This is a genomic window from Streptomyces sp. NPDC012474 (genome assembly GCF_042955185.1).
GTDB lineage: Bacteria > Actinomycetota > Actinomycetes > Streptomycetales > Streptomycetaceae > Streptomyces > Streptomyces cahuitamycinicus.
This window is the reverse complement of sequence record NZ_JBIBEP010000011.1, coordinates 259,863-280,678: the sequence shown is the minus strand read 5'-3', so window position 1 is coordinate 280,678 and position 20,816 is coordinate 259,863. Positions and strand designations below refer to the sequence as shown.

The 20,816-nt window shown below is 68.4% G+C and carries 16 protein-coding genes; 7 read left to right on the top strand and 9 right to left on the bottom strand.

Going from position 1 to position 20,816, the window contains the following annotated elements; genetic code table 11:
• Window positions 1-266 precede the first annotated feature (266 nt).
• The 3 genes from ACFY9S_RS24635 to thyX form a co-directional block, all read right to left on the bottom strand.
• Entirely contained in the window at window positions 267-1,952 is a 1,686-nt protein-coding gene (locus tag ACFY9S_RS24635) for an RNase J family beta-CASP ribonuclease (RefSeq protein WP_391131974.1), read from the bottom strand.
• 154 nt (window positions 1,953-2,106) lie between these two features.
• The gene (gene dapA / locus ACFY9S_RS24630; RefSeq protein ID WP_391131972.1) at window positions 2,107-3,006 is read right to left on the bottom strand and encodes a 4-hydroxy-tetrahydrodipicolinate synthase; all 900 of its coding nucleotides are present in this window, start codon (window positions 3,004-3,006) and stop codon (window positions 2,107-2,109) included.
• Between the two features lie 212 nt (window positions 3,007-3,218).
• The gene (gene thyX, locus ACFY9S_RS24625) at window positions 3,219-3,959 is read right to left on the bottom strand and encodes an FAD-dependent thymidylate synthase (RefSeq protein WP_102911919.1); all 741 of its coding nucleotides are present in this window, start codon (window positions 3,957-3,959) and stop codon (window positions 3,219-3,221) included.
• A 176-nt stretch (window positions 3,960-4,135) separates the two neighbouring features.
• On the opposite strand from thyX, the gene ACFY9S_RS24620 reads away from it, so the two are divergent.
• Together ACFY9S_RS24620 and ACFY9S_RS24615 are read left to right on the top strand one after the other, a co-directional pair.
• Window positions 4,136-4,375, top strand: coding sequence for a hypothetical protein (locus ACFY9S_RS24620; RefSeq protein WP_102911920.1), 240 nt, complete (start codon window positions 4,136-4,138; stop codon window positions 4,373-4,375).
• Window positions 4,376-4,486: 111 nt separating this feature from the next.
• A complete protein-coding gene (locus tag ACFY9S_RS24615; RefSeq protein WP_391131970.1) occupies window positions 4,487-5,041 on the top strand; it encodes a hypothetical protein in 555 nt (184 codons plus the stop codon).
• Between the two features lie 75 nt (window positions 5,042-5,116).
• On the opposite strand, the gene ACFY9S_RS24610 is transcribed toward ACFY9S_RS24615, so the two are convergent.
• The 5 genes from ACFY9S_RS24610 to rpsO form a co-directional block, all read right to left on the bottom strand.
• Window positions 5,117-5,572, bottom strand: a complete 456-nt coding sequence (locus ACFY9S_RS24610) for a hypothetical protein (RefSeq protein WP_391131968.1) — start codon at window positions 5,570-5,572, stop codon at window positions 5,117-5,119.
• 13 nt (window positions 5,573-5,585) lie between these two features.
• Window positions 5,586-6,338 (bottom strand): 4-hydroxy-tetrahydrodipicolinate reductase, encoded by a 753-nt coding sequence (gene dapB, locus ACFY9S_RS24605; RefSeq protein ID WP_391131966.1) that lies wholly within the window; start codon window positions 6,336-6,338, stop codon window positions 5,586-5,588.
• 28 nt (window positions 6,339-6,366) lie between these two features.
• Window positions 6,367-7,746 (bottom strand): insulinase family protein, encoded by a 1,380-nt coding sequence (locus ACFY9S_RS24600; protein WP_391131964.1) that lies wholly within the window; start codon window positions 7,744-7,746, stop codon window positions 6,367-6,369.
• Window positions 7,743-9,959 carry a polyribonucleotide nucleotidyltransferase gene (locus ACFY9S_RS24595; RefSeq protein ID WP_391131962.1) on the bottom strand — a complete coding sequence of 739 codons (2,217 nt, stop codon included), beginning with the start codon at window positions 9,957-9,959 and terminating at the stop codon, window positions 7,743-7,745. The genes ACFY9S_RS24600 and ACFY9S_RS24595 overlap by 4 nt, the downstream gene beginning before the upstream one ends.
• Before the next feature lie 309 nt (window positions 9,960-10,268).
• Window positions 10,269-10,556: a 30S ribosomal protein S15 gene (gene rpsO / locus ACFY9S_RS24590; RefSeq protein WP_286065081.1), complete on the bottom strand. Its 288-nt coding sequence runs from the start codon at window positions 10,554-10,556 to the stop codon at window positions 10,269-10,271.
• 268 nt (window positions 10,557-10,824) lie between these two features.
• Here rpsO and ACFY9S_RS24585 point away from each other — a divergent pair, with 268 nt between their 5' ends.
• Window positions 10,825-11,118, top strand: coding sequence for a DUF397 domain-containing protein (locus ACFY9S_RS24585; RefSeq protein WP_391131960.1), 294 nt, complete (start codon window positions 10,825-10,827; stop codon window positions 11,116-11,118).
• A gap of 306 nt (window positions 11,119-11,424) precedes the next feature.
• Here the strand turns inward: ACFY9S_RS24585 and eccD are convergent, their stop codons facing one another.
• Window positions 11,425-12,936, bottom strand: coding sequence for a type VII secretion integral membrane protein EccD (gene eccD, locus ACFY9S_RS24580; RefSeq protein ID WP_391131959.1), 1,512 nt, complete (start codon window positions 12,934-12,936; stop codon window positions 11,425-11,427).
• A gap of 324 nt (window positions 12,937-13,260) precedes the next feature.
• Here eccD and eccCa point away from each other — a divergent pair, with 324 nt between their 5' ends.
• From eccCa to ACFY9S_RS24560, 4 genes are all read left to right on the top strand, one after another.
• On the top strand, window positions 13,261-17,235 hold the full coding sequence (gene eccCa, locus ACFY9S_RS24575; RefSeq protein WP_391131957.1) for a type VII secretion protein EccCa: 3,975 nt from the start codon (window positions 13,261-13,263) through the stop codon (window positions 17,233-17,235).
• Window positions 17,236-17,453: 218 nt separating this feature from the next.
• Window positions 17,454-17,900, top strand: a complete 447-nt coding sequence (locus tag ACFY9S_RS24570; protein ID WP_391131955.1) for a hypothetical protein — start codon at window positions 17,454-17,456, stop codon at window positions 17,898-17,900.
• A 9-nt stretch (window positions 17,901-17,909) separates the two neighbouring features.
• Entirely contained in the window at window positions 17,910-19,706 is a 1,797-nt protein-coding gene (locus ACFY9S_RS24565) for an alpha/beta hydrolase (protein WP_391131954.1), read from the top strand.
• Window positions 19,707-19,768: 62 nt separating this feature from the next.
• On the top strand, window positions 19,769-20,302 hold the full coding sequence (locus ACFY9S_RS24560) for a hypothetical protein (RefSeq protein WP_391131952.1): 534 nt from the start codon (window positions 19,769-19,771) through the stop codon (window positions 20,300-20,302).
• The last annotated feature ends 514 nt before the right edge of the window (window positions 20,303-20,816 follow it).

Here is a 20,816-nt window from a genome sequence, read left to right as displayed (position 1 = left end):
CTTGCGTTTCCGACTCTATCAGATCTTTCCGATCCGATTTCCTCGGTGCTTTCCAGGTTCCCGCTTCCGCGTTTCCCTTTCCGGCGGTTCCGACTTTATCAGAAGCTCTGAGTCGGATTTCCCTCCCCGGCCGGACATGGTCCCTGGTGCCTGAGTTGGCCCGGGTGCCCCGTCGGGAGGAGTTGTAAACCTACTGGAGCGGGGCGCCTCGATGCAAATCGAGGCGCCCCGCTCCCAGTTGGCGTGGGCTCAGGCCCTACGGACCGTCAGACCTCCACCACCACAGGCAGGATCATCGGCCGACGCCGGTAGGTGTCCGACACCCACTTGCCCAGCGTGCGGCGCACGAGTTGCTGAAGTTGGTGGGGTTCGACCACGCCGTCCTGCGCGGAGCGTTCCAGCACCTCCGTGATCCTTGGGATCACGTCAGCGAAGGCCGAGTCCTCGATGCCGGAGCCCCTGGCCTGGATGTGCGGACCGCCGGTGATCTTCCCGGTGGAGGAGTCGATGACCAGGAACACCGAGATGATGCCCTCGTCTCCGAGGATCCTGCGGTCCTTCAGGGCCGGCTCACCCACGTCACCGACGGAAAGGCCGTCGACGTAGACGTAGCCCGCCTGGACCTTGCCGGAGATCTTGGCCCTGCCCTCGACGAGGTCGACGGCGACGCCGTCCTCGGCGATGACGATGCGGTCGTGCGGGACACCGGTCAAGGCGCCCAGCTCGGCGTTGGCCCGCAGGTGTCGCCATTCGCCGTGCACCGGCATCAGGTTCTTCGGGCGGCAGATGTTGTAGAAGTACAGCAGCTCGCCCGCTGAGGCGTGGCCGGAGACGTGGACCTTGGCGTTGCCCTTGTGGACGACGTTGGCGCCCCAGCGGGTGAGGCCGTTGATCACGCGGTAGACCGCGTTCTCGTTGCCGGGGATCAGGGACGACGCGAGGATCACCGTGTCGCCCTGGACGATGCGGATCTGGTGGTCGCGGTTGGCCATGCGGGACAGGGCGGCCATCGGTTCGCCCTGGGAGCCCGTGCAGACCAGGACCACCTCGCTGTCCGGGAGGTCGTCGAGCGTCTTGACGTCCACGACCAGGCCCGGCGGGACCTTCAGGTAGCCCAGGTCACGGGCGATGCCCATGTTGCGGACCATGGAGCGGCCGACGAAGGCGACACGGCGGCCGTACTCGTGCGCCGCGTCCAGGATCTGCTGGATGCGGTGTACATGGCTGGCGAAGCTCGCGACGATGATGCGCTTGCCGGCGCCGGCGAAGACCTGGCGCAGGACGTTGGAGATCTCCCGCTCGGGCGGTACGAAGCCCGGTACCTCGGCGTTCGTCGAGTCCGAGAGGAGGAGGTCGATGCCCTCCTCGCTCAGGCGTGCGAAGGCGTGGAGGTCCGTGAGGCGGTTGTCCAGCGGGAGCTGGTCCATCTTGAAGTCGCCGGTGTGGACCACCATGCCCGCGGGGGTGCGGATGGCCACGGCCAGCGCGTCCGGGATGGAGTGGTTGACCGCGATGAACTCGCAGTCGAAGGGGCCGATGCGTTCGCGGTGCCCCTCCGCCACCTCCAGCGTGTAGGGGCGGATGCGGTGCTCCTGGAGCTTGGCCTCGATGAGGGCGAGGGTCAGCTTGGAGCCGATCAGCGGGATGTCCGGCTTCTCGCGCAGGAGGAAGGGGACGCCGCCGATGTGGTCCTCGTGCCCGTGCGTGAGCACGATGCCCTCGATGTCGTCGAGGCGGTCCCTGATGGACGAGAAGTCCGGCAGGATCAGGTCGATTCCGGGCTGCTCCTCCTCGGGGAAGAGCACGCCGCAGTCGACGATCAGAAGGCGGCCGCCGAATTCGAAGACGGTCATGTTCCGGCCGATTTCGCCGAGGCCGCCCAGCGGGGTGACGCGCAGGCCGCCTTCGGGAAGCGGCGGAGGCGTGCGGAGTTCGGGATGCGGATGACTCAAAAGACTCTCCTCAACCACGCACGCCACGTACCGGTGGGGCACGTGGCGCGCGTGACGTTCGTGCAGAAGCAATTGTCTGTGTGGGGTGCGGGCACCGGTGGCCCGCTTATTCAGTTGTGAAGCAGTTGCGCGGAGACCCGCGCGAAGTCTGATGTCAGAGCTGTACCCCGCCGGCGACAAGATCGATCTTGAGTTGCTCGATCTCGTCGGGCGCGCACTCGACCATGGGGGCGCGCAGCGGCCCACCGGGCAGTCCCTGCAGGGCGAGTGCCGCCTTGGTCGTCATCACGCCCTGGGTGCGGAACATGCCCGTGTACACGGGGAGCAGCCGCTGGTGGATCTCGGTGGCCTTCTGGACGTCGCCCGAGGTGTACGCCTCGACCAGAGCTCTCAGCTCGGGGGTGACGACGTGGCCGACGACGGAGACGAAGCCGACCGCGCCGACCGAGAGCAGGGGGAGATTCAGCATGTCGTCGCCGGAATACCACGCGAGGCCGGAGCGGGCGATCGCCCAGCTGGCGCGGCCGAGGTCGCCCTTGGCGTCCTTGTTGGCCACGATCCGGGGGTGCTCGGCGAGACGGACGAGCGTCTCGGTGTTGATCGGGACGCCGCTGCGGCCGGGGATGTCGTAGAGCATCACCGGGAGGCCGGTGGTGTCGGCGACGGCCGTGAAGTGCCGGTAGAGGCCTTCCTGCGGGGGCTTGTTGTAGTACGGGGTCACGACGAGAAGGCCGTGCGCGCCGGTGCGCTCCGCCGCCCGGGCGAGCTCCATGCTGTGGTGCGTGTCGTTGGTGCCGACTCCGGCCACCACGTGGGCGCGGTCTCCGACCGCCTCCAGGACCGCCCGTACGAGATCCGCTTTCTCCGCGTCGCTGGTGGTCGGGGACTCGCCGGTGGTGCCGTTGATGACCAGGCCGTCGTTGCCTGCGTCCACCAGGTGGGCGGCGAGCCGCTGCGCGCCGTCGAGGTCGAGTGCGCCGTCCGCCGTGAAGGGCGTGACCATGGCGGTGAGGACCCGCCCGAAGGGGGTCTGCGGAGTCGAGGTCGGAGCCATGGGTTACACGCTACTCGTTGCTCAGGACCGGGTCTGCCCGCGGGGCAGGTGACAAGTCGCGACAAAGGTGGAGCCCGGCACTGCCTGCTCGGGGGTTCAAGCAGTGCCGGACCCGTTTGATCAGGCTAGATGAACTTCTCCAAATGCCGCAATACGGACACTTCGCTCGGCTGAACCGTACATCTGTACCTGACGGGGGGACCGGGGCGTGGTCAGGGCGCCACGCGTCCGTTCGCGTTGAAGGCGGCGTACGTGAGCGGCATGAGCCGGGACCACTCGGCCTCCATCTTCTCGCCGACCATCTCGATCTCGCGCTGCGGGAAGGAGGGGACCTTCGCCAGCTCGTGCTGGGTGCGCAGACCGAGGAAGTGCATCAGCGAGCGGGCGTTGCAGGTGGCGTACATCGAGGAGTACAGGCCGACCGGGAGGACGGAGCGGGCCACCTCGCGGGCGACACCGGCGGCGAGCATCTCCTGGTAGGCCTCGTACGCCTGCCGGTAGGAGTCCTCCATCACACGGCCGACGAGCTCCTGCTGGGCCTGGGTGCCCTCCACGAAGACGTACTTGCCCGGGCGGCCCTCCTGGACCAGCTTGCGGGACTCGTCCGGGACGTAGAAGACGGGCTGGAGCTCGCGGTAGCGGCCGCTCTCCTCGTTGTACGACCAGCCGACGCGGTGCCGCATGAACTCGCGGAAGACGAAGATCGGGGCGCTGATGAGGAAGGTCATCGAGTTGTGCTCGAAGGGGCTGCCGTGCCGGTCCCGCATCAGGTAGTTGATCAGGCCCTTGGAACGCTCGGGGTCCTTCTTCATCTCGTCCAGGGACTGCTCGCCGAGGGTCGAGACGCGGGCGGCGAAGAGGACGTCCGCGTCGGACGCGGTGTGCTTGACCAGCTCGACGGTGACGTCACTGCGGTAGCTGGGCTTGAGGTCGTCGGCGGGGGTGTCGGTCACGGTTGGCAGGGCCTTCCCATCTCGTCGTGTGGCGACGCCACTCTACGGCCCGGCCAATTCAGTGCGATCGGTGCCGTGCCGCAATGAAGTCGGTGAAACAGGGCACCTCTGAGGGAGTTCGTTCGTCTCTACAGACGAAAGTGATCCGTTCCATCCTTGAAGGAGACGTACCCCTGATGTTCGGTCGGCGTGAACCCGTACCGTTTGCCTTCGTCGCAGAGGCCGACAGGTTCCGCAGCAATGTCACTCCCCCACCGCGCGAGCGGTCGTCCGTCGGTCAGATGGCCGGCCGCTGGCTGCTGGGTCTCACCATCGTGGCGGGGCTCGTGGGGTCCCTGGTCATCGGGACGCCCGCGCTGACGCCCGACAAGACGGCTGATCAGCCGCAGCAGTCGCAGGCGTCCGAGAAGCGCTGAACCACACCGCACCGACGGTGACTCATCCGGCCCCCCGCCAGTGGTGACCGGGGACGCAGATCGGTAGCCTCACCGGGCACAGCCCACGCATGGATCGAGTGAGGACCAGCCGTGCCCCTGCCCTTCCTGACGGCCGACCGCGTTTTCGAGGCGGCGGACGACGTTCCGTTGCCCTACGACGACCGTGACCGCTGGCGGCGGCCGTACCGGCCCGGGCCGTGGCGCGTCGGAGTCGCGGCGCTCGCGCTGCTGCTCGCCTCGTTCGTTCTGTTCGCGGCGGTCATCATCGCCGCGACGGCCGAACTGACGTCGGCCGGGGTCGTGTTCGCGCTCGCCCTGCTCGTCATCGCCGCGGCTCTGCGGCTGCTGCGCATGGGCGTGTGGGTCAGCGCCCGCGGGCTGCGGCACGTGGGTTTCCTCGCGACGCGCACGGCGTCCTGGGAGCAGGTCGTCTCCGTGCGTACGGTGCAGCAGCCGGTGCGCTGGCTGGGGCTGCCGCGGACCGTGCAGGGACAGGCGCTGCTTGCCGGACGCCAGGGCCGGGAAGCGGGCGGCCTGCCGCCCCTGATGACGACGCACAACGCGGACTTCCTGGGCCGCTCGGTGGCCTTCGACCGGGCAGCGGACTCGGTCGAGGCGTGGGCCGACGAATACGGCCCGCGCTGACCTCTTTCGACCTCATGCCGGCGGGGCCGGACCGTAGGTACGGTCCGGCCCCGCCGGCATGTTCGGGGTTGCGGGTCAGGCCGCTTCGGGCTGCTTGCCGTCGTGCAGCGCGATCGCGCGCTGCATCGCCTTGCGGGCGCGCGGGGTGTCGCGGGCGTCGTGGTAGGCGACGGCGAGGCGGAACCAGGTGCGCCAGTCGTCGGGGGCGTCCTCGGTCTCGGCCTTGCGCTTGGCGAAGACCTCGTCGGCCGAGTCGCGGTCGATGCGCCCGCTGGGGGTGCGCCGCAGTTCGTCGACGGGCAGGCCGCCCTCGGCGTCCAGTTCAGCGGCGAGTTGGTTGGCCCTACGGGCGAACTGGGTGTTCTTCCACAGGAACCACAGGCCGATGACCGGCAGGATCAGCACCGCGACACCGAAGGTGACGGTGAGGGGTGTGCCGGTCTCGATGAGCAGCACTCCGCGGCTGCCGACCAGGACGAAGTAGACGACCAGGACGGCGGCGGTGAGGGCGTAGGTGAGCTTCGCGCGCATGACGGTCAGGGGCTCAGTTCAGGTCCAGGAAGTGTTCCAGGCCGAACGTGAGGCCCGGGGTGCTCACCACGCGGCGGGCGCCGAGCAGGATGCCCGGCATGAAGCTGCTGTGGTGGAGCGAGTCGTGCCGCACCGTGAGGGTCTCGCCCTCGGCGCCGAGCAGGACCTCCTGGTGGGCGAGCAGTCCGCGCAACCGGACCGCGTGGACCGGGACACCGTCGACGTCGGCACCGCGGGCGCCGTCCAGGGCGGTGGCCGTGGCGTCGGGGGCCGGGGCGGTGCCGGCGGTGCGGCGGGCCTCGGCGATGAGCTGGGCGGTGCGCGTGGCGGTGCCGGAGGGGGCGTCCACCTTGTTCGGGTGGTGCAGCTCGACGACCTCGACGGACTCGAAGTAGGGGGCGGCGAGCTGCGCGAACTTCATGGTGAGGACGGCCCCGATGGAGAAGTTCGGCGCGATGAGCACGCCCGTCTCGGGGGAGGCGGACAGCCAGCCGTTCAGCTGGGCGAGGCGCTCGTCGGTCCAGCCGGTGGTGCCGACGACCGCGTGGATGCCGTGGCCGACGCAGAACTCGAGGTTGGCCATGACCGAGTCTGGCGTGGTCAGTTCGACCACGACCTGGGCGCCTGATTCGGTCAGCGTCTCCAGCTTGTCGCCCCGGCCGAGGGCGGCGACCAGTTCCATGTCCTCGGCGGCTTCGACGGCTCGTACGGCTTCCGAGCCGATCCGGCCCTTGGCGCCGAGGACCGCCACGCGCAGCTTGCTCATCTCTTGTGCTTCCTTCACCAGGGGATCTTCAGGCGACGGCGTCGTTCAAGCGGGCCGCCTGTTTGTCCTTCAGCGGGCCGATGACCGACAGGGAGGGCCGCCGTCCCAGGATCTCGTGGGCGACCTCGCGGACGTCGTCCGGGGTGACCGACGTTATCCGGGCCAGCATGTCGTCGACGGACATCTGCTCGCCCCAGCACAGCTCGCTCTTGCCGATACGGTTCATCAGCGCGCCGGTGTCCTCGAGGCCGAGCACCGTGGACCCCTGGAGCTGGCCGATCGCACGCCCGATCTCGTCGTCGGAGAGACCGTGCTCGGCGACGTGGTCGAGCTCGTCGCGGCAGATCTTCAGCACGTCGTGCACCTGCGAGGGCCTGCAGCCGGCGTACACGCCGAACAGACCGCAGTCGGCGAAGCCGGACGTGTACGAGTACACGCTGTAGGCCAGGCCGCGCTTCTCCCGGACCTCCTGGAAGAGGCGGGAGGACATGCCGCCGCCGAGGGCGGTGTTCAGCACGCCCAGGGCCCAGCGCCGCTCGTCGGTGCGGGACAGGCCGGGCATGCCGAGCACGACGTGTGCCTGCTCCGTCTTACGGTCGACCAGCTCGACGCGGCCCGCGGTGCGCAGGGCACGCTTGCCGCTGCGTGGGGCGACGGGGTCGGCGGCGAGGTCCTTGAGGGCACCGGCCTTCTCGAAGGCGGCGCGGACCTGCCGTACGACCTTGGCGTGGTCGATGTTGCCGGCACAGGCGACGACCAGGTGGGTCGGGTCGTAGTGCTTCTTGTAGAAGCGGCGGATGCGGTCGGCGGTGAGGGCGTTGACCGTGTCGACCGTGCCGAGGACCGGGCGGCCGAGGGGGTTGTCGCCGAACATCGTGTGCGCGAACAGGTCGTGCACGCAGTCGCCCGGGTCGTCCTCGGTCATGGCGATCTCTTCGAGGATCGCGCCGCGCTCGACGTTGACGTCCTCTTCGAGGATGAGGGAGCCCGTGAGCATGTCGCAGACGACGTCTATGGCCAGCGGCAGGTCGTTGTCGAGCACGCGTGCGTAGTAGCACGTGTACTCCTTCGCCGTGAACGCGTTCATCTCGCCGCCGACCGCGTCGAGTGCGGCGGAGATGTCCAGGGCGGACCTTCGGCCGGTGCCCTTGAAGAGCAGGTGCTCCAGGTAGTGGGTGGCGCCGTTCAGGGCCGGGGTCTCGTCGCGGGAGCCGACGTGCGCCCAGATGCCGAAGGTCGCGGAGCGGACCGAGGGCAGGGTTTCGGTGACGATGCGCAGGCCGCCCGGGAGGGTGGTCTTGCGGACCGTGCCGATGCCGTTGTGGCCCTTGATGAGGGTTTGGGTACGGGCGACGGCCCGCGCCTCCGAGGAGGTGCGGGCCGTCGCCTGGAAGCCGCGGGACGTCACTTGTCGCCGTCGTCCTTCTTCTCGTCGCCGTCTTCGCCCTCGATGACCGGGATCAGGGAGAGCTTGCCGCGGGAGTCGATCTCGGCGATCTCGACCTGGACCTTGTGGCCCACACCGAGGACGTCCTCGACGTTCTCCACGCGCTTGCCGCCGGCCAGCTTGCGGATCTGCGAGATGTGCAGCAGGCCGTCCTTGCCCGGGAGCAGCGACACGAACGCGCCGAAGGTGGTCGTCTTCACGACCGTGCCCAGGTAGCGCTCGCCGACCTCCGGCATGGTCGGGTTGGCGATGCCGTTGATCGTGGTGCGGGCGGCCTCGGCGGACGGTCCGTCGACCGCGCCGATGTAGATCGTGCCGTCGTCCTCGATCGTGATGTCGGCGCCGGTGTCCTCCTGGATCTGGTTGATCATCTTGCCCTTGGGGCCGATGACCTCACCGATCTTGTCCACGGGGATCTTGACGGTGATGATCCGCGGGGCGTTGGGGGACATCTCGTCCGGCGTGTCGATCGCTTCCATCATCACGTCGAGGATGTGGAGGCGGGCGTCGCGGGCCTGCTTGAGGGCCGCGGCCAGGACGGAGGCCGGGATGCCGTCCAGCTTGGTGTCGAGCTGGAGGGCGGTCACGAAGTCCTTCGTGCCGGCGACCTTGAAGTCCATGTCGCCGAAGGCGTCCTCCGCACCGAGGATGTCGGTGAGGGTGACGTAGTGCGTCTCGCCCTCGATCTCCTGGGAGATCAGGCCCATGGCGATACCGGCGACGGGGGCCTTCAGCGGCACACCGGCGTTCAGCAGCGACATGGTGGAGGCGCAGACCGAGCCCATGGACGTCGAGCCGTTGGAGCTCAGCGCCTCGGAGACCTGGCGGATCGCGTAGGGGAACTCCTCGCGCGTCGGCAGGACCGGTACGAGGGCGCGCTCGGCGAGGGCGCCGTGGCCGATCTCGCGGCGCTTCGGGGAGCCGACGCGGCCGGTCTCGCCGGTGGAGTACGGCGGGAAGTTGTAGTTGTGCATGTAGCGCTTGCGCGTCACCGGCGACAGCGTGTCGAGCTGCTGCTCCATGCGGAGCATGTTCAGGGTGGTGACGCCCAGGATCTGGGTCTCGCCACGCTCGAACACGGCGGAGCCGTGGACCCGCGGGATGGCCTCGACCTCGGCGGCCAGGGTGCGGATGTCGGTGACACCGCGGCCGTCGATGCGCTTCTTCTCCTTGATGACGCGCTCACGGACCAGGGTCTTGGTCAGCGAGCGGTACGCGGCGGAGATCTCCTTCTCGCGGCCCTCGAACTCCGGCAGGAGCTTCTCGGCGGCGAGCGCCTTGACGCGGTCCAGCTCGGCCTCGCGCTCCTGCTTGCCGGCGATGGTCAGCGCGGAGGCGAGCTCCGGCTTGACGGCGGCGGTGAGCGCCTCCAGGACGTCGTCCTGGTGGTCGAGGAAGATCGGGAACTCGCCGGTCGGCTTGGCGGCCTTGGCGGCGAGGTCCGACTGGGCCTTGCAGAGCACCTTGATGAAGGGCTTCGCGGCGTCCAGACCGGCCGCGACGACCTCCTCGGTCGGCGCCTCGGCGCCGCCCTCGACCAGCTTGATGGTCTTCTCGGTGGCCTCGGCCTCGACCATCATGATCGCGACGTCGCCGTCCTCCAGGACGCGGCCCGCGACGACCATGTCGAAGACGGCGTCCTCGAGCTCGGTGTGCGTCGGGAAGGCCACCCACTGGCCGCTGATCAGCGCGACGCGGACGCCGCCGATCGGGCCGGAGAAGGGCAGGCCGGCCAGCTGCGTGGACGCGGACGCGGCGTTGATCGCGACGACGTCGTACAGGTGGTCGGGGTTGAGCGCCATGATCGTGGCGACGACCTGGATCTCGTTGCGCAGGCCCTTCTTGAAGGAGGGGCGCAGCGGGCGGTCGATGAGGCGGCAGGTGAGGATCGCGTCCTCGGAGGGACGGCCCTCGCGGCGGAAGAAGCTGCCGGGGATCTTGCCGGCGGCGTACATCCGCTCCTCGACGTCCACCGTGAGGGGGAAGAAGTCGAGCTGGTCCTTGGGGTTCTTGGAGGCGGTGGTGGCCGACAGCACCATGGTGTCGTCGTCCAGGTACGCCACGGCGGCGCCGGCGGCCTGCTTGGCCAGGCGGCCCGTCTCGAAGCGGATGGTGCGGGTGCCGAAGGTGCCGTTGTCGATGACGGCCTCGGCGTAGTGGGTCTCGTTCTCCACTAGCGTTTTCTCCTCGTCCTCGTCGCCCTGCCCGTGTGGCAGGGGGACGGTTGCGGAGAAGCGCGCCGTGCTGTGCGGGCCGGTCTTCGATCGAAGCACCCGGGGTTCTCTCTCCCGGGGGCCACTACCGAGGACCGGCGGCGGCTGGGTGCGCCTCTCCTCTTCTTGTCGTGCTGTGTCGTCTTCTTGTCGTGCTGAGTCGTCCGTATTGCGTTGTGCTACCACACTACAAAGCAGTGGTGACACTCCGCACGTACAGCAAAAGGAGCGGTCCCCCGATTCTTCGGGAACCGCTCCCCTCACGGCGTCTTACTTGGCGCCCGCCGCACCACGGCGGATGCCGAGGCGCTCGACCAGCGCGCGGAAGCGCTGGATGTCCTTCTTCGCCAGGTACTGGAGAAGGCGGCGGCGCTGTCCCACGAGGATCAGCAGACCACGGCGGGAGTGGTGGTCGTGCTTGTGGGTCTTGAGGTGCTCGGTCAGGTCCGAGATGCGGCGCGAGAGCATGGCGACCTGGACCTCGGGGGAGCCGGTGTCGCCCTCCTTCTGGCCGAACTCGGTGATGATCTGCTTCTTCGTAGCGGCGTCGAGCGGCACGCGTACTCCTCGTAGTCTGTGATGGCCACCGAGTGCCCCCGGTCTGTGTCTCGGGGGAGCTTCCATGACTCGGAAGGCGGGGATCCGCTGGGCGCGGCCTCCAGAGCGGTGAGCTCCGGGGGTGCGTACACAAACGGCCGTCGACCAGCGTACCAGGCGGCCGGGGTCCTCTTTGCCCCGGTCTCTCGAACCTCCCGGCCGGAGCGTAGAGGGCCACTAGGGTGAGCAGATTCGGATCGTTCGTACGTCGGGAAGGGGTCGCTGCGGCATGGCGGAGACGGCTGAGGAGACCAAGGCACGCAAGGAGCGGGAGCGGGACGAGCTCTATGCCCTCGACATCTCCGGTGTCGAGTGGCACAGCGCGCCGGGCACCGAGGGGCACGAGGAGCGGGTCGAGATCGCCTACCTGCCCGAGGGGGCCGTGGCGATGCGGTCGTCGCTCGACCCGGACACGGTGCTGCGCTACACGGAGGCGGAGTGGCGGGCGTTCGTGCTGGGGGCCCGGGACGGGGAGTTCGATCTCGAGTCGGCGCCCCGCGGTGGGGGGCTCGGCGCGGAGTGACGGACGGGCCCGGGGCCCTTGGCGGGTCGTCGGGTACTTCCCGACGACCCGGTGATCGAGCCGGCGAGCTCCTGTGCGGCGCTGCTTCGTGGCGGTGGGCGGCGTGTCCGAGAGAGCGGGAAACGGGTCGCGCGGTGGCCCTGCGGCCACCGCTACCCCGCCGGACGGCGGACCGGCGCCCCGCTGCGTCGTTCGACGCTTCCCGTGGGTGTGGTGGATCCGCCGCCGGGATGCGCTGGGTGAACACGGAGCGGACTGCGTGAGCACGCAGGGACCGCGTGAGCACGGAGGGCAGTGGGGCGGGGCTCAGCTGGTCATCGAGCGGACTGCCGAGTACACGTCGAACACCGCCAGGGTCAGCGGCACCAGGGTCAGCAGCACGAAGCCCTCGGCGATCTCCAGGAAGCGTCCCCAGAACGGGGTGAGGCCGCCGCGCGAGACGATCAAACCGATCGCCGTGACGAGCGTGGCCGCCGCCGCGATCGCCGCGACGAGCCAGATGGTCCGGAGGTCGAGGTCACTGCGGTCGCCCGTGAGGGCCTCGCGGACGATCGAGTGCGGCGGATTGAGTGCCAGCCCCAGGCCGAGCAGTACGAGGGAGGCGAGACCGGCGGCCAGGAGGGGGGCCACCTGGCCGGTGTACCGGAAGAGATGGGCCCGCATCAGCATGGCCAGGCCGGTCGCCAGGGCCAGGAGCTGGGCCCAGACGTTCTCGGAGAACCCGAGGACCGCCGAGGAACCGACGGCGAGCAGCGCGCAGCCGCCCACCAGGCCGACCAGGAGTTCGTGTCCACGCCGCGCCTGGGCGGCGACCCGCTCGGCGTCGACCGGCTCCTGGGGGGCGGGGTCCGTGTCGTACGCGCTGCGCGGGGCCGTGTTCGGGGTGTCGAAGCCGATCGGGAGCCGGGCGAAGCGCATCGACAGTCCCGGCAGGAAGGCCAGGCCCCCGACGGCGATCGGGGCACACAGGGCGGCGATCTCGGAGGGCGTCCAGTCGGCGAGGATCGCCGCGAACACGGCGAGCAGGCCGATGGCGGAGGCGACGACGAAGCCGACGAACGGGCCGTCCCCGCTCGGCGAACACAGGGTGAGCAGGACCGAGGCCAGCAGCACCGCCGCGCAGGCGAGGAGGAACTGGAGCCTGCCGATGCCCTGTCCGTCGGCGAGCGGCAGGAGACCCGAGCCGGCCACGCCGACGTTGGGGAGGGCGCCGAGCCCCAGGGCGATGGCCGAGGCCCGATCGTCGTAGACCCGGGCACGCACGCAGGCCAGTACGACCAGGAGGACACCCGCGACGCCGGCGAGGATGCCGGGCAGGCTGTTCATGTCGTGCCGCGGGTCGCCCATCCAGGCCACGAAGGCCAGCAGGACCGGCAGCACGCCTCCCCCGACGAGACCCGCCGCGCGCGTCAGGTCGTCGCTCCACAGGGTGCGCTCGCTGGTCACGGCGGAGGCGACCGCCTCGGAGACGTCGTCGAAGACGGCGGGCGGCAGCGACTCGGAGAACGGGCGCAGCGCGAGGAGTTCACCGTCGAGGATGCGCTGGGCGGCGAAGGAACGGGCACTGTCGAGGACAGTTCCGTCGCGGCGGACCAGGTGGTAGCCGACGGGCGCGCCCTCGGCGGGGCTTTGCCGGGTGAGGGTGAGGATCTCCGGATAGAGGTCGGCGACCGGGATGTCGTCGGGCAGCGCCACGTCGATCCGGCTGTCGGGTGCGACGATGGTGACGCGGCAGAAACCGAGACCCGTGCCCGCCCCGGAGGGAGTTCCCGTACCGGGTCCCCTTCCGGTGGCTGCCGCGGAGGCCGTCATGCTCACCTGCTGCTCCCCCTCAGTGATGATTCTTTACCTACGGTACGGAAGCCCTGCGGCGGTTTCCCGTCCCCGGTGACCGATCGTGCGACCGGTCGTGCGACGAGGTCGCGGGAACAGCCCTGCGTGTCGTCGCCGGGCTTCCGGCAGTCGGCGGGATCTGCCGCAATGCCCCGTTTACTCCGGCTCAACTCGCGTGTGCCGACGCGAACTTACGGCACCCTATCGCCCCTTGCGTCCAGGGGAGTCAGTAGGATCGCGCGGCGGCCTGCGTCCGCCTGACACGGGGCGGCGGACGGACTCTCGGGCTGGTCGAGGGAATGGATGCCAGTGAGCCACATCGTCGTGAAGCGCCCGCCTCGGGTGCTGCCGTCCGAAGTGTCCACGCAGGACATCATCCTGCAGCCTCCACCGGAACTTCCGCGGGGCCATCGGGAGAGCGTGCTGATGCAACTCCTGCCGACGTTGGGCATGGGTGGCTCGGTGGTCTTCTTCTTCACGAGCGGGCAGCCGTTCATGCGGATCATGGGCATGGTCATGATCGCCTCGACCATCGCCATGTCGGTCGCGATGGTGATCCGCTTCCGCCGCGGCTCCCAGGGGGAGCTGGCGGACATGCGCCGCGACTACCTGAGCTATCTGGCGCAGACCCGGCGCACGGCCGTCGGCACGGCGAAGGCACAGCGGGACGCGCAGTACTTCCTCCACCCCTCCCCCGAACAGCTGTGGGCCCTGGTCGCCGAGGGCAGCCGGGTGTGGGAACGACGCTCCGGCGACGAGGACTTCGCCCAGGTCCGCGTCGGCCTCGGCGCGCAGTCCCTCGCCAGGCCCATCGTCGCCCCCGAAACCGCCCCCGTGGAGCAGTTGGAACCGCTGACCGCTGGTGCGATGCAGCGCTTCCTCGCCGTCCACGGCACCCTGGACGACCTGCCGATGGCGGTCTCGTTGCGGGCGTTCTACCACGTCACGATCAGCGGCGATCCGCAGTCCGTACGGTCCTCCGCCCGGGCCGTCACCGGCTCGCTGGCCGCGCTGCACTCCCCGGAGGATCTGCTCATCGTGGTGGCGGCGGGACGTGAGGCCCTGCCCCACTGGGAGTGGGCCAAGTGGCTGCCGCACGTCCAGGCGCCCGGCGCCGTGGACGGAGCGGGCAGCCGCAGGCTGATCGACAGCGACAGCCGCGAACTGGAGAACCTCCTCGCCACCCGGCTGACCGGCCGCCCGCGCTTCCATCCGAACGCGGCGCCCCTGCCGGAGGAGCCCCATATCGTCGTCGTGCTCGACGGCCTCACCCTGCCGCCGGACTCGGTCCTGGCCAATCCCGAAGGGCTCCAGGGCGTCACCGTCCTCGAGGTGGTCCCCGGCGAGCTCATCACGGGCGGCGGCGAGCTCTCCATCGTCGTACGGCCCGACGCGCTGCACCTGGAGTCGGGACACGGTGTCGTCTACGAAGGAACCCCCGACGTCCTCTCCCACGAGTCCGCCGAAGCCCTCGCCCGGCAGCTGGCCCCGCTGCGGATGGCCTCGGGCGGTGACGACGACGAACCGCTGCTCGCCAACCTGGAGTTCACCGACCTGCTGAACCTCGGTGACGCGGCGTCCGTCGACACCCAGCGCACCTGGCGGCCGCGGTCGCTGGCGGAGCGGCTGCGGGTGCCGATCGGTGTCGGCGAGGACGGACGCCCCGTGATGCTGGACCTCAAAGAGGCCGCGCAGGAGGGCATGGGCCCGCACGGCCTGTGCGTCGGCGCCACCGGCTCAGGCAAGTCGGAGCTGCTGCGCACCCTGGTGCTGGGCCTCGCGGTCACCCATTCGTCGGAGACGCTGAACTTCGTCCTCGCGGACTTCAAGGGCGGCGCGACCTTCGCCGGCATGGCGCAGATGCCGCACGTCGCGGCCGTCATCACCAACCTCGCCGACGACCTCACCCTCGTCGACCGCATGGGCGACTCCATCCGCGGCGAACTCAACCGCCGCCAGGAGATGCTGCGCGACGCGGGCAACTACGCCAACATCCACGACTACGAGAAGGCCCGCGCGGCCGGTGCCGCCCTGCGGCCCATTCCGTCACTGGTACTGGTCATCGACGAGTTCAGTGAGCTGCTGACGGCGAAGCCCGACTTCATCGAGATGTTCGTGCAGATCGGCCGCATCGGCCGGTCGCTCGGTGTGCATCTGCTGCTGGCGTCGCAGCGCCTGGAGGAAGGCCGCCTGCGCGGTCTGGAGACCTACCTGTCGTACCGAGTCGGTCTGCGCACCTTCTCCGCCGCCGAGTCCCGCGCGGCGATCGGCGTACCGGACGCCTACGAACTGCCGAACGTCCCCGGCTCCGGCCTTCTGAAGTTCGGTACGGACGAAATGGTGCGCTTCAAGGCCGCCTACGTCTCCGGCGTGTACCGCTCGGGCACGCAGCGCACCGCGCTGAGCGGCGGTCCGCTGCCGATGAACCGGCGGCCGGTGCTGTTCACGGCTGCCGAGGTGCCGGTGCAGTACATGGCCGTGCCACAGCAGCGCCCCTCCGCCTCGGACGGCCCGGAGGTCGACGACGCGCTCGCCGACACCGTGCTCGACGTGATCGTGCGCCGGCTGGAGGCCCAGGGCCCGGCCGCACACCAGGTGTGGCTGCCGCCGCTGGACAGTCCGCCGCCGCTCGACGCACTCCTGCCCGGCCTCACGGCGGTACAGGGCCGCGGCCTTACGCAACCGGGCTATGAGGGCGCCGGCCGCCTGGTCGTACCGGCGGGCCTGGTGGACAAGCCCTACGAGCAGCGCCGCGACCCGCTCTGGGTCGACTTCTCCGGCGCGGCCGGCCACATGCAGATCATCGGCGGCCCGCAGTCCGGCAAGTCGACGCTGCTGCGCACCCTGATCTCGGCGTTCGCGCTCACCCACACGCCGTACGAAGTGCAGTTCTACGGCCTCGACTTCGGCGGCGGCGGCATGGCGGCGGTGGCCGGCCTGCCGCACGTGGGCGGCGTCGCCTCACGCCTGGATCCGGAGCGGGTGCGACGCACGGTGGCCGAGGTGTACGGCGTGCTGAACCGTCGCGAGGAGTACTTCCGCTCCGCGGGCATCGCCTCGATCGCGGACTTCCGGGCCAGGCGGGCCCGGGGCGAGATCCCGGTCACGGACCAGCCCTGGGGCGACGTGTTCCTGGTCATCGACGGCTGGGGCAACTTCCGTGCGGACTACGAGGCGATGGACCAGGTGATCCACGACATCGCGGCGCGCGGTCTCGGCTACGGCGTCCACCTGATCCTGACGGCCTCACGCTCGATGGAGGTCAGGGCCAACCTCAAGGACCACCTCATGAACCGCCTGGAGCTGCGGCTCGGCGACACGATGGACTCCGAGCTGGACCGCAAGGTGGCCGCGAACGTCCCGGCGGGGGTGCCCGGCCGCGGACAGGCGCCGCAGAAGCTGCACTTCATGGCGGCGGTGCCGCGCATAGACGGACTCACCTCCGACACGGACCTGGCGGACGCCACGGCGGCCCTCGCAACCGAGGTCTCCCGGCACTGGCAGGCCCCCGGCGCCCCCGAAGTCCGCCTGCTGCCGCGCGAGTTCCCGGCCGACCGGCTTCCTCCGGGCGATCGCTTCCCCCGTCGCGGCGTCGCCTTCGCCCTCGATGAGGACAACCTCGAACCGGTCTTCGTGGACTTCGAGCAGGACCCGTTCTTCCTCGTCTTCGGCGAGAGCGAGTCGGGCAAGTCGAACCTGCTGCGGCTGCTGATCCAGCAGCTGACGCAGCGGTACTCCGGCGACGAGGCCAAGCTGTTCGTCATCGACAACCGGCGCTCACTGCTGGACGCGACGCCGTCGTCGCACCTCGCCGAATACATCCCCATGTCCAACTCCATGGACCACCACATGGCCGCCCTGGCCGACCTGATGAAACGCCGCACACCGACAGCCGACGTCACCGCCCAGCAGCTGCGGGACCGGAGCTGGTGGCGCGGACCCACGGTGTACGTCGTCATCGACGACTACGACCTCGTGGCCACGTCGAGCGGCAACCCGCTGGCTGGATTGACGGAGCTGCTGCCGTTCGCACGGGATGTGGGGGTGCGGTTCATCATCGCGCGGTCGACGGCGGGTGCGGGGCGGGCGGCTTACGAGGCGTTCATGCAGCGCGTGAAGGAACTGGGCGCGCAGGGCGTGGTACTGGCCGGCGATCCGGGTGAAGGTGACCTGCTCGGTGGGGTCCGGCCGCGGCCCATGCCTGCGGGGCGGGGGGTCTTTGTGTCTCGGCGGAGGGGGAAGCCGTTGGTGCAGGTGGGGTTGGTGGCGGAGGGGGTCTACTGAGGTGGTTGTAGGTAGCGTCCCGAGGGACGAACTCAGCAGTGGGACTGGCGTGTTCTACCCCACCGACGTCACGCCGTACGGCAGCGAATTGTGGAAAGTGCGGTGAGATCCGCGAACTCACTTGAACTGAGCTCACGAATCTGACGTGTTTGTAACTCGACCAGAAACATCCCGTTCGACAAAACGAGCTTCACGGGGACACGGGAAGGGGTCCACGCATGGCGTGGGATGAGTGGGAGCAGCTCAAAAGTGCGGCAGCAGAGCAGCACCCAGCGCAGATGCAACTGAACCAGGTACCGCTCGACCCAGGCGGCAGCGGCACCGGCACGCTGGTTTCGAACAAGCCGTCCTGGACGAAGGCCGGTCACGACATCGGCTCGCTGCGTGACGACATCAGCAAGGCGATGGGGAGGCTGGAGGACGGCCAGAAGGGCCTTGGCGAGGGTTCCGGCTGCCTGACAGCGGGCGCCCAAAAGGACGTCCATGACTCGTGGGTGCGCTATGTCAGGAATGTGAGCGGGCGCTGCGCGAAGCTCTCGGGTCTGCTGGAGAAGGCGGGCAATGACCAGCTGAAGACCGATGAGGCGATCGAGGTCGAAATCGGCAACCTGAAGGTGGAGTACGCGGACACTCCGGCTGTCGGCGGTCAGGAAAAGGGCCGGTAACGACACGCCATGGACCTCTCAACACTCAAAGCTCTCAAGCCGAACGAGTACTCGCAAGCAGCCGACGGATACCGAAGCACCTCTGACATGGCGAGCGCGGCCAAGGACCGCATAGACAACCAGATCACCGTGGCCATGAGGAACTCCCTGAAGGGCGAAGCCGCGACCGCGGCGATCAAGCAACTGGGAGAGTTGAGTAAGAATTTCCACTACGTCCAGGTCGAATGTGGTCTCGTCAGTACAGCTCTCGAAGCGTTCTCGTATGAGATGGGAGCGGCTAAGACCAAGCTCGACGCAGCCCTCGAAGGTGCACAAGCCGCGAAGCTCACCGTGAACAGCGACGGCTCGATCACTTATCCGCCAGGTGGAGAGAAGGCCGCCGACGGCAAGATCCCCGAGGGTGGCACAGTGAGCGGCCTGACGGATGACACGGCCGCCGCGGTGGGCCGTCAAGCGGCCAGCTTCGACCCCAACCCCAGCCACCGCCTCGCACAGGACTACGCGGACCAAATCGCCGCTGCCCTCAAGGAGGCGACGGAGGCCGACGAGAAGTGGTCCCCGAAGCTGCGGGCGTTGAAGGCGGACGACGATCTGACCGTCTCCGACAAGGACTGGGCCGACGCGTCCTCGGACACGAGCGGAGTGAGCGAGGCGAGTAAGGAGTATCTCGACTCGCTGCCGCAGCCGCCCAAGGACGGCAGCCCACAGGACAACGCGGAGTGGTGGAAGAAACTCAGCGCGGAGGAGCAGGCCGCCTGGATTTCCACGCACCCCGACTCTGTGGGGAAGCTCGACGGGTTGCCGGCCACGGTTCGGGACGAGGCGAACCGCATCGTGTTCGACGAGACGCGGGGCAAGCTGCAGACGGAATTGAACTCGATCCCGGCGCCTCCGATAAATGAGTGGACCTGGATTACCTCCGGGCCTTACCCGTCCAAAGTCCATACCGATGAATGGATGGAGTGGAACAACAAATACGGGGGCCGCTATGAGCAGCTCACCAAGTCGCTCAAGGGCATGCAGGGCATCCAGGAGCGTTTTGACGCAACCGGCAAAGGCGGGCTGCCCGAGGCATATCTGCTGGGATTCAGCACGGAGGGCAATGGCCGGGCCATCGTCGCCAACGGGAATCCCGACACAGCTGATCATCAGGCGGTATATGTGCCTGGCACGACGTCGAACCTGGGGAAGGTCGACGGCGACATCAACCGGATGACAGATCTGTGGCGTGTAGCCAATACCGAGGCGCACGGACAGTCCGTATCCACGATCACTTGGCTTGGCTACGACGCGCCTCAAAACCTCGCCAAGGACTCACCATTCGAACATTACGCATATGACGGAGCACCGACGTTTCGCAACTTCATGGACGGACTCGACGCGTCGCATTCCGATGATTCGACCCCGCACCGTACTGTGATCGCCCACTCGTACGGATCCACCCTTGTCGGCGCCGCAGCCGAGACAGGGCATCTCAACGCCGATGACGTCATCCTGGCGGGCAGCCCCGGCGTCAAAGTGTCGCACGCCACGGACTTGGATGTCCCCGAGGGACATGTGTGGAACGAAGAAGCTGACGGAGACCCTGTTCCGGACGTAGGCCGCTACGGTCATGGCGGGGATGGCTTCATTGTCCCCAGCGATCCGAGCTTCGGCGCCAACCAGATGACCACGGACACGGAGGGTCACAGCGGCTACTGGGACGTGGGCTCCGACAGCCTGCGGAACCAAGCCAGGGTCGCGGTCGGAAATGGGGACGACGTACAACTGAAGCCGCCGCCGAACCCCTGGGCGCATGTGAAATAGGAAGCAGCCATACCCAATCAAACACCGGCCTGTGTCCCGGTTCGATCAAGTGAGGCCCCAACTTGAAGATCAAACTGGGCGCAGCCGCGCTCGCCCTGCCCATCGCTCTCATGACTCTCACCGGATGCAGCATGACTGAAGCCAGCAATTCCGACGACATCCCATCCTCCGGCACCAGCACCTCGAGCGATGCCGCCCAGGAGGCGGAGAAGGCCTCCAGTGAGCTGTACAACCTGATCGGGCTTAAAGGGAAGGCAAGCGACACCGGGCCCGGAGTCAAGGAGTGCGGCAAGAAAGACCCGGAGAAATATTTCCAGATCTTTCATTCCTGGTCCTTCACCCCCACCTCGCCCCAGCAACTCGAGAGCGCGATGGAACGCCTCAAAGCGAATCTACCCAAGCATGGCTGGAAGGTCGTCGATTACGGGCCCGACACCAGCCGGAACAAGAATCTCAACCTCACAGCCGACAATGACACGAAGAAGTTCAGCGTCAACATCACCTACCGGGCCAAGGACAATTCACCGCATCTGAACTTCTTCGTCGTATCAGGCTGCTATCAGGTTCCGGACGGCGAGAAAATCGAACAGTTCTAAGATTCAGCAGAACCATAAAGCTGCCCAGGGGAACCACCTGGGCAGCACAAATCGATCGAAGGAAGATTCACGAATCATCGCCATCGATGACTATGACCTCGTGACCAGGTCGAGATGCGGTGACCGACTTCGCCTACCAACTCACCGAACACACCTACGACCTGACGGAATGCCGGGGCCCTCGCACTCTCCCCGAGGAGCTCCCCCGCTACGAGGACGCCAAATGACGGACGAGGAGATTATCAGACACTTCGACGGACGCGGCCGCGTGCAACTGCAGTATCCCTACACCACGAGTGTCGAACGCTGTCGCCGTATGGTGGCGCGATTGCCCATGCGCTCGGCTACAAGCCGCTGTTCACCGACGCTCTCGGCCGCCGAGAATTCCCCCGTTTTTACGAACGCGACGACACTCCCGACGCCCGCCGCCGGGCAGAGCGGACCATCGAACGGCTGCGTGCGGGCAACCCTGTATTGCCGGCAATAGAGCCGCCTCCGCCTTCACCTCCACCGG

Coding starts and splice junctions, on each gene's coding strand:
- dapA (WP_391131972.1), bottom strand. CDS start 3,006: ATGGCTCCGACCTCGACTCCGCAGACCCCCTTCGGGCGGGTCCTCACC.
- ACFY9S_RS24620 (WP_102911920.1), top strand. CDS start 4,136: ATGTTCGGTCGGCGTGAACCCGTACCGTTTGCCTTCGTCGCAGAGGCC.
- ACFY9S_RS24610 (WP_391131968.1), bottom strand. CDS start 5,572: ATGCGCGCGAAGCTCACCTACGCCCTCACCGCCGCCGTCCTGGTCGTC.
- dapB (WP_391131966.1), bottom strand. CDS start 6,338: ATGAGCAAGCTGCGCGTGGCGGTCCTCGGCGCCAAGGGCCGGATCGGC.
- ACFY9S_RS24585 (WP_391131960.1), top strand. CDS start 10,825: ATGGCGGAGACGGCTGAGGAGACCAAGGCACGCAAGGAGCGGGAGCGG.
- ACFY9S_RS24570 (WP_391131955.1), top strand. CDS start 17,454: ATGGCGTGGGATGAGTGGGAGCAGCTCAAAAGTGCGGCAGCAGAGCAG.
- ACFY9S_RS24565 (WP_391131954.1), top strand. CDS start 17,910: ATGGACCTCTCAACACTCAAAGCTCTCAAGCCGAACGAGTACTCGCAA.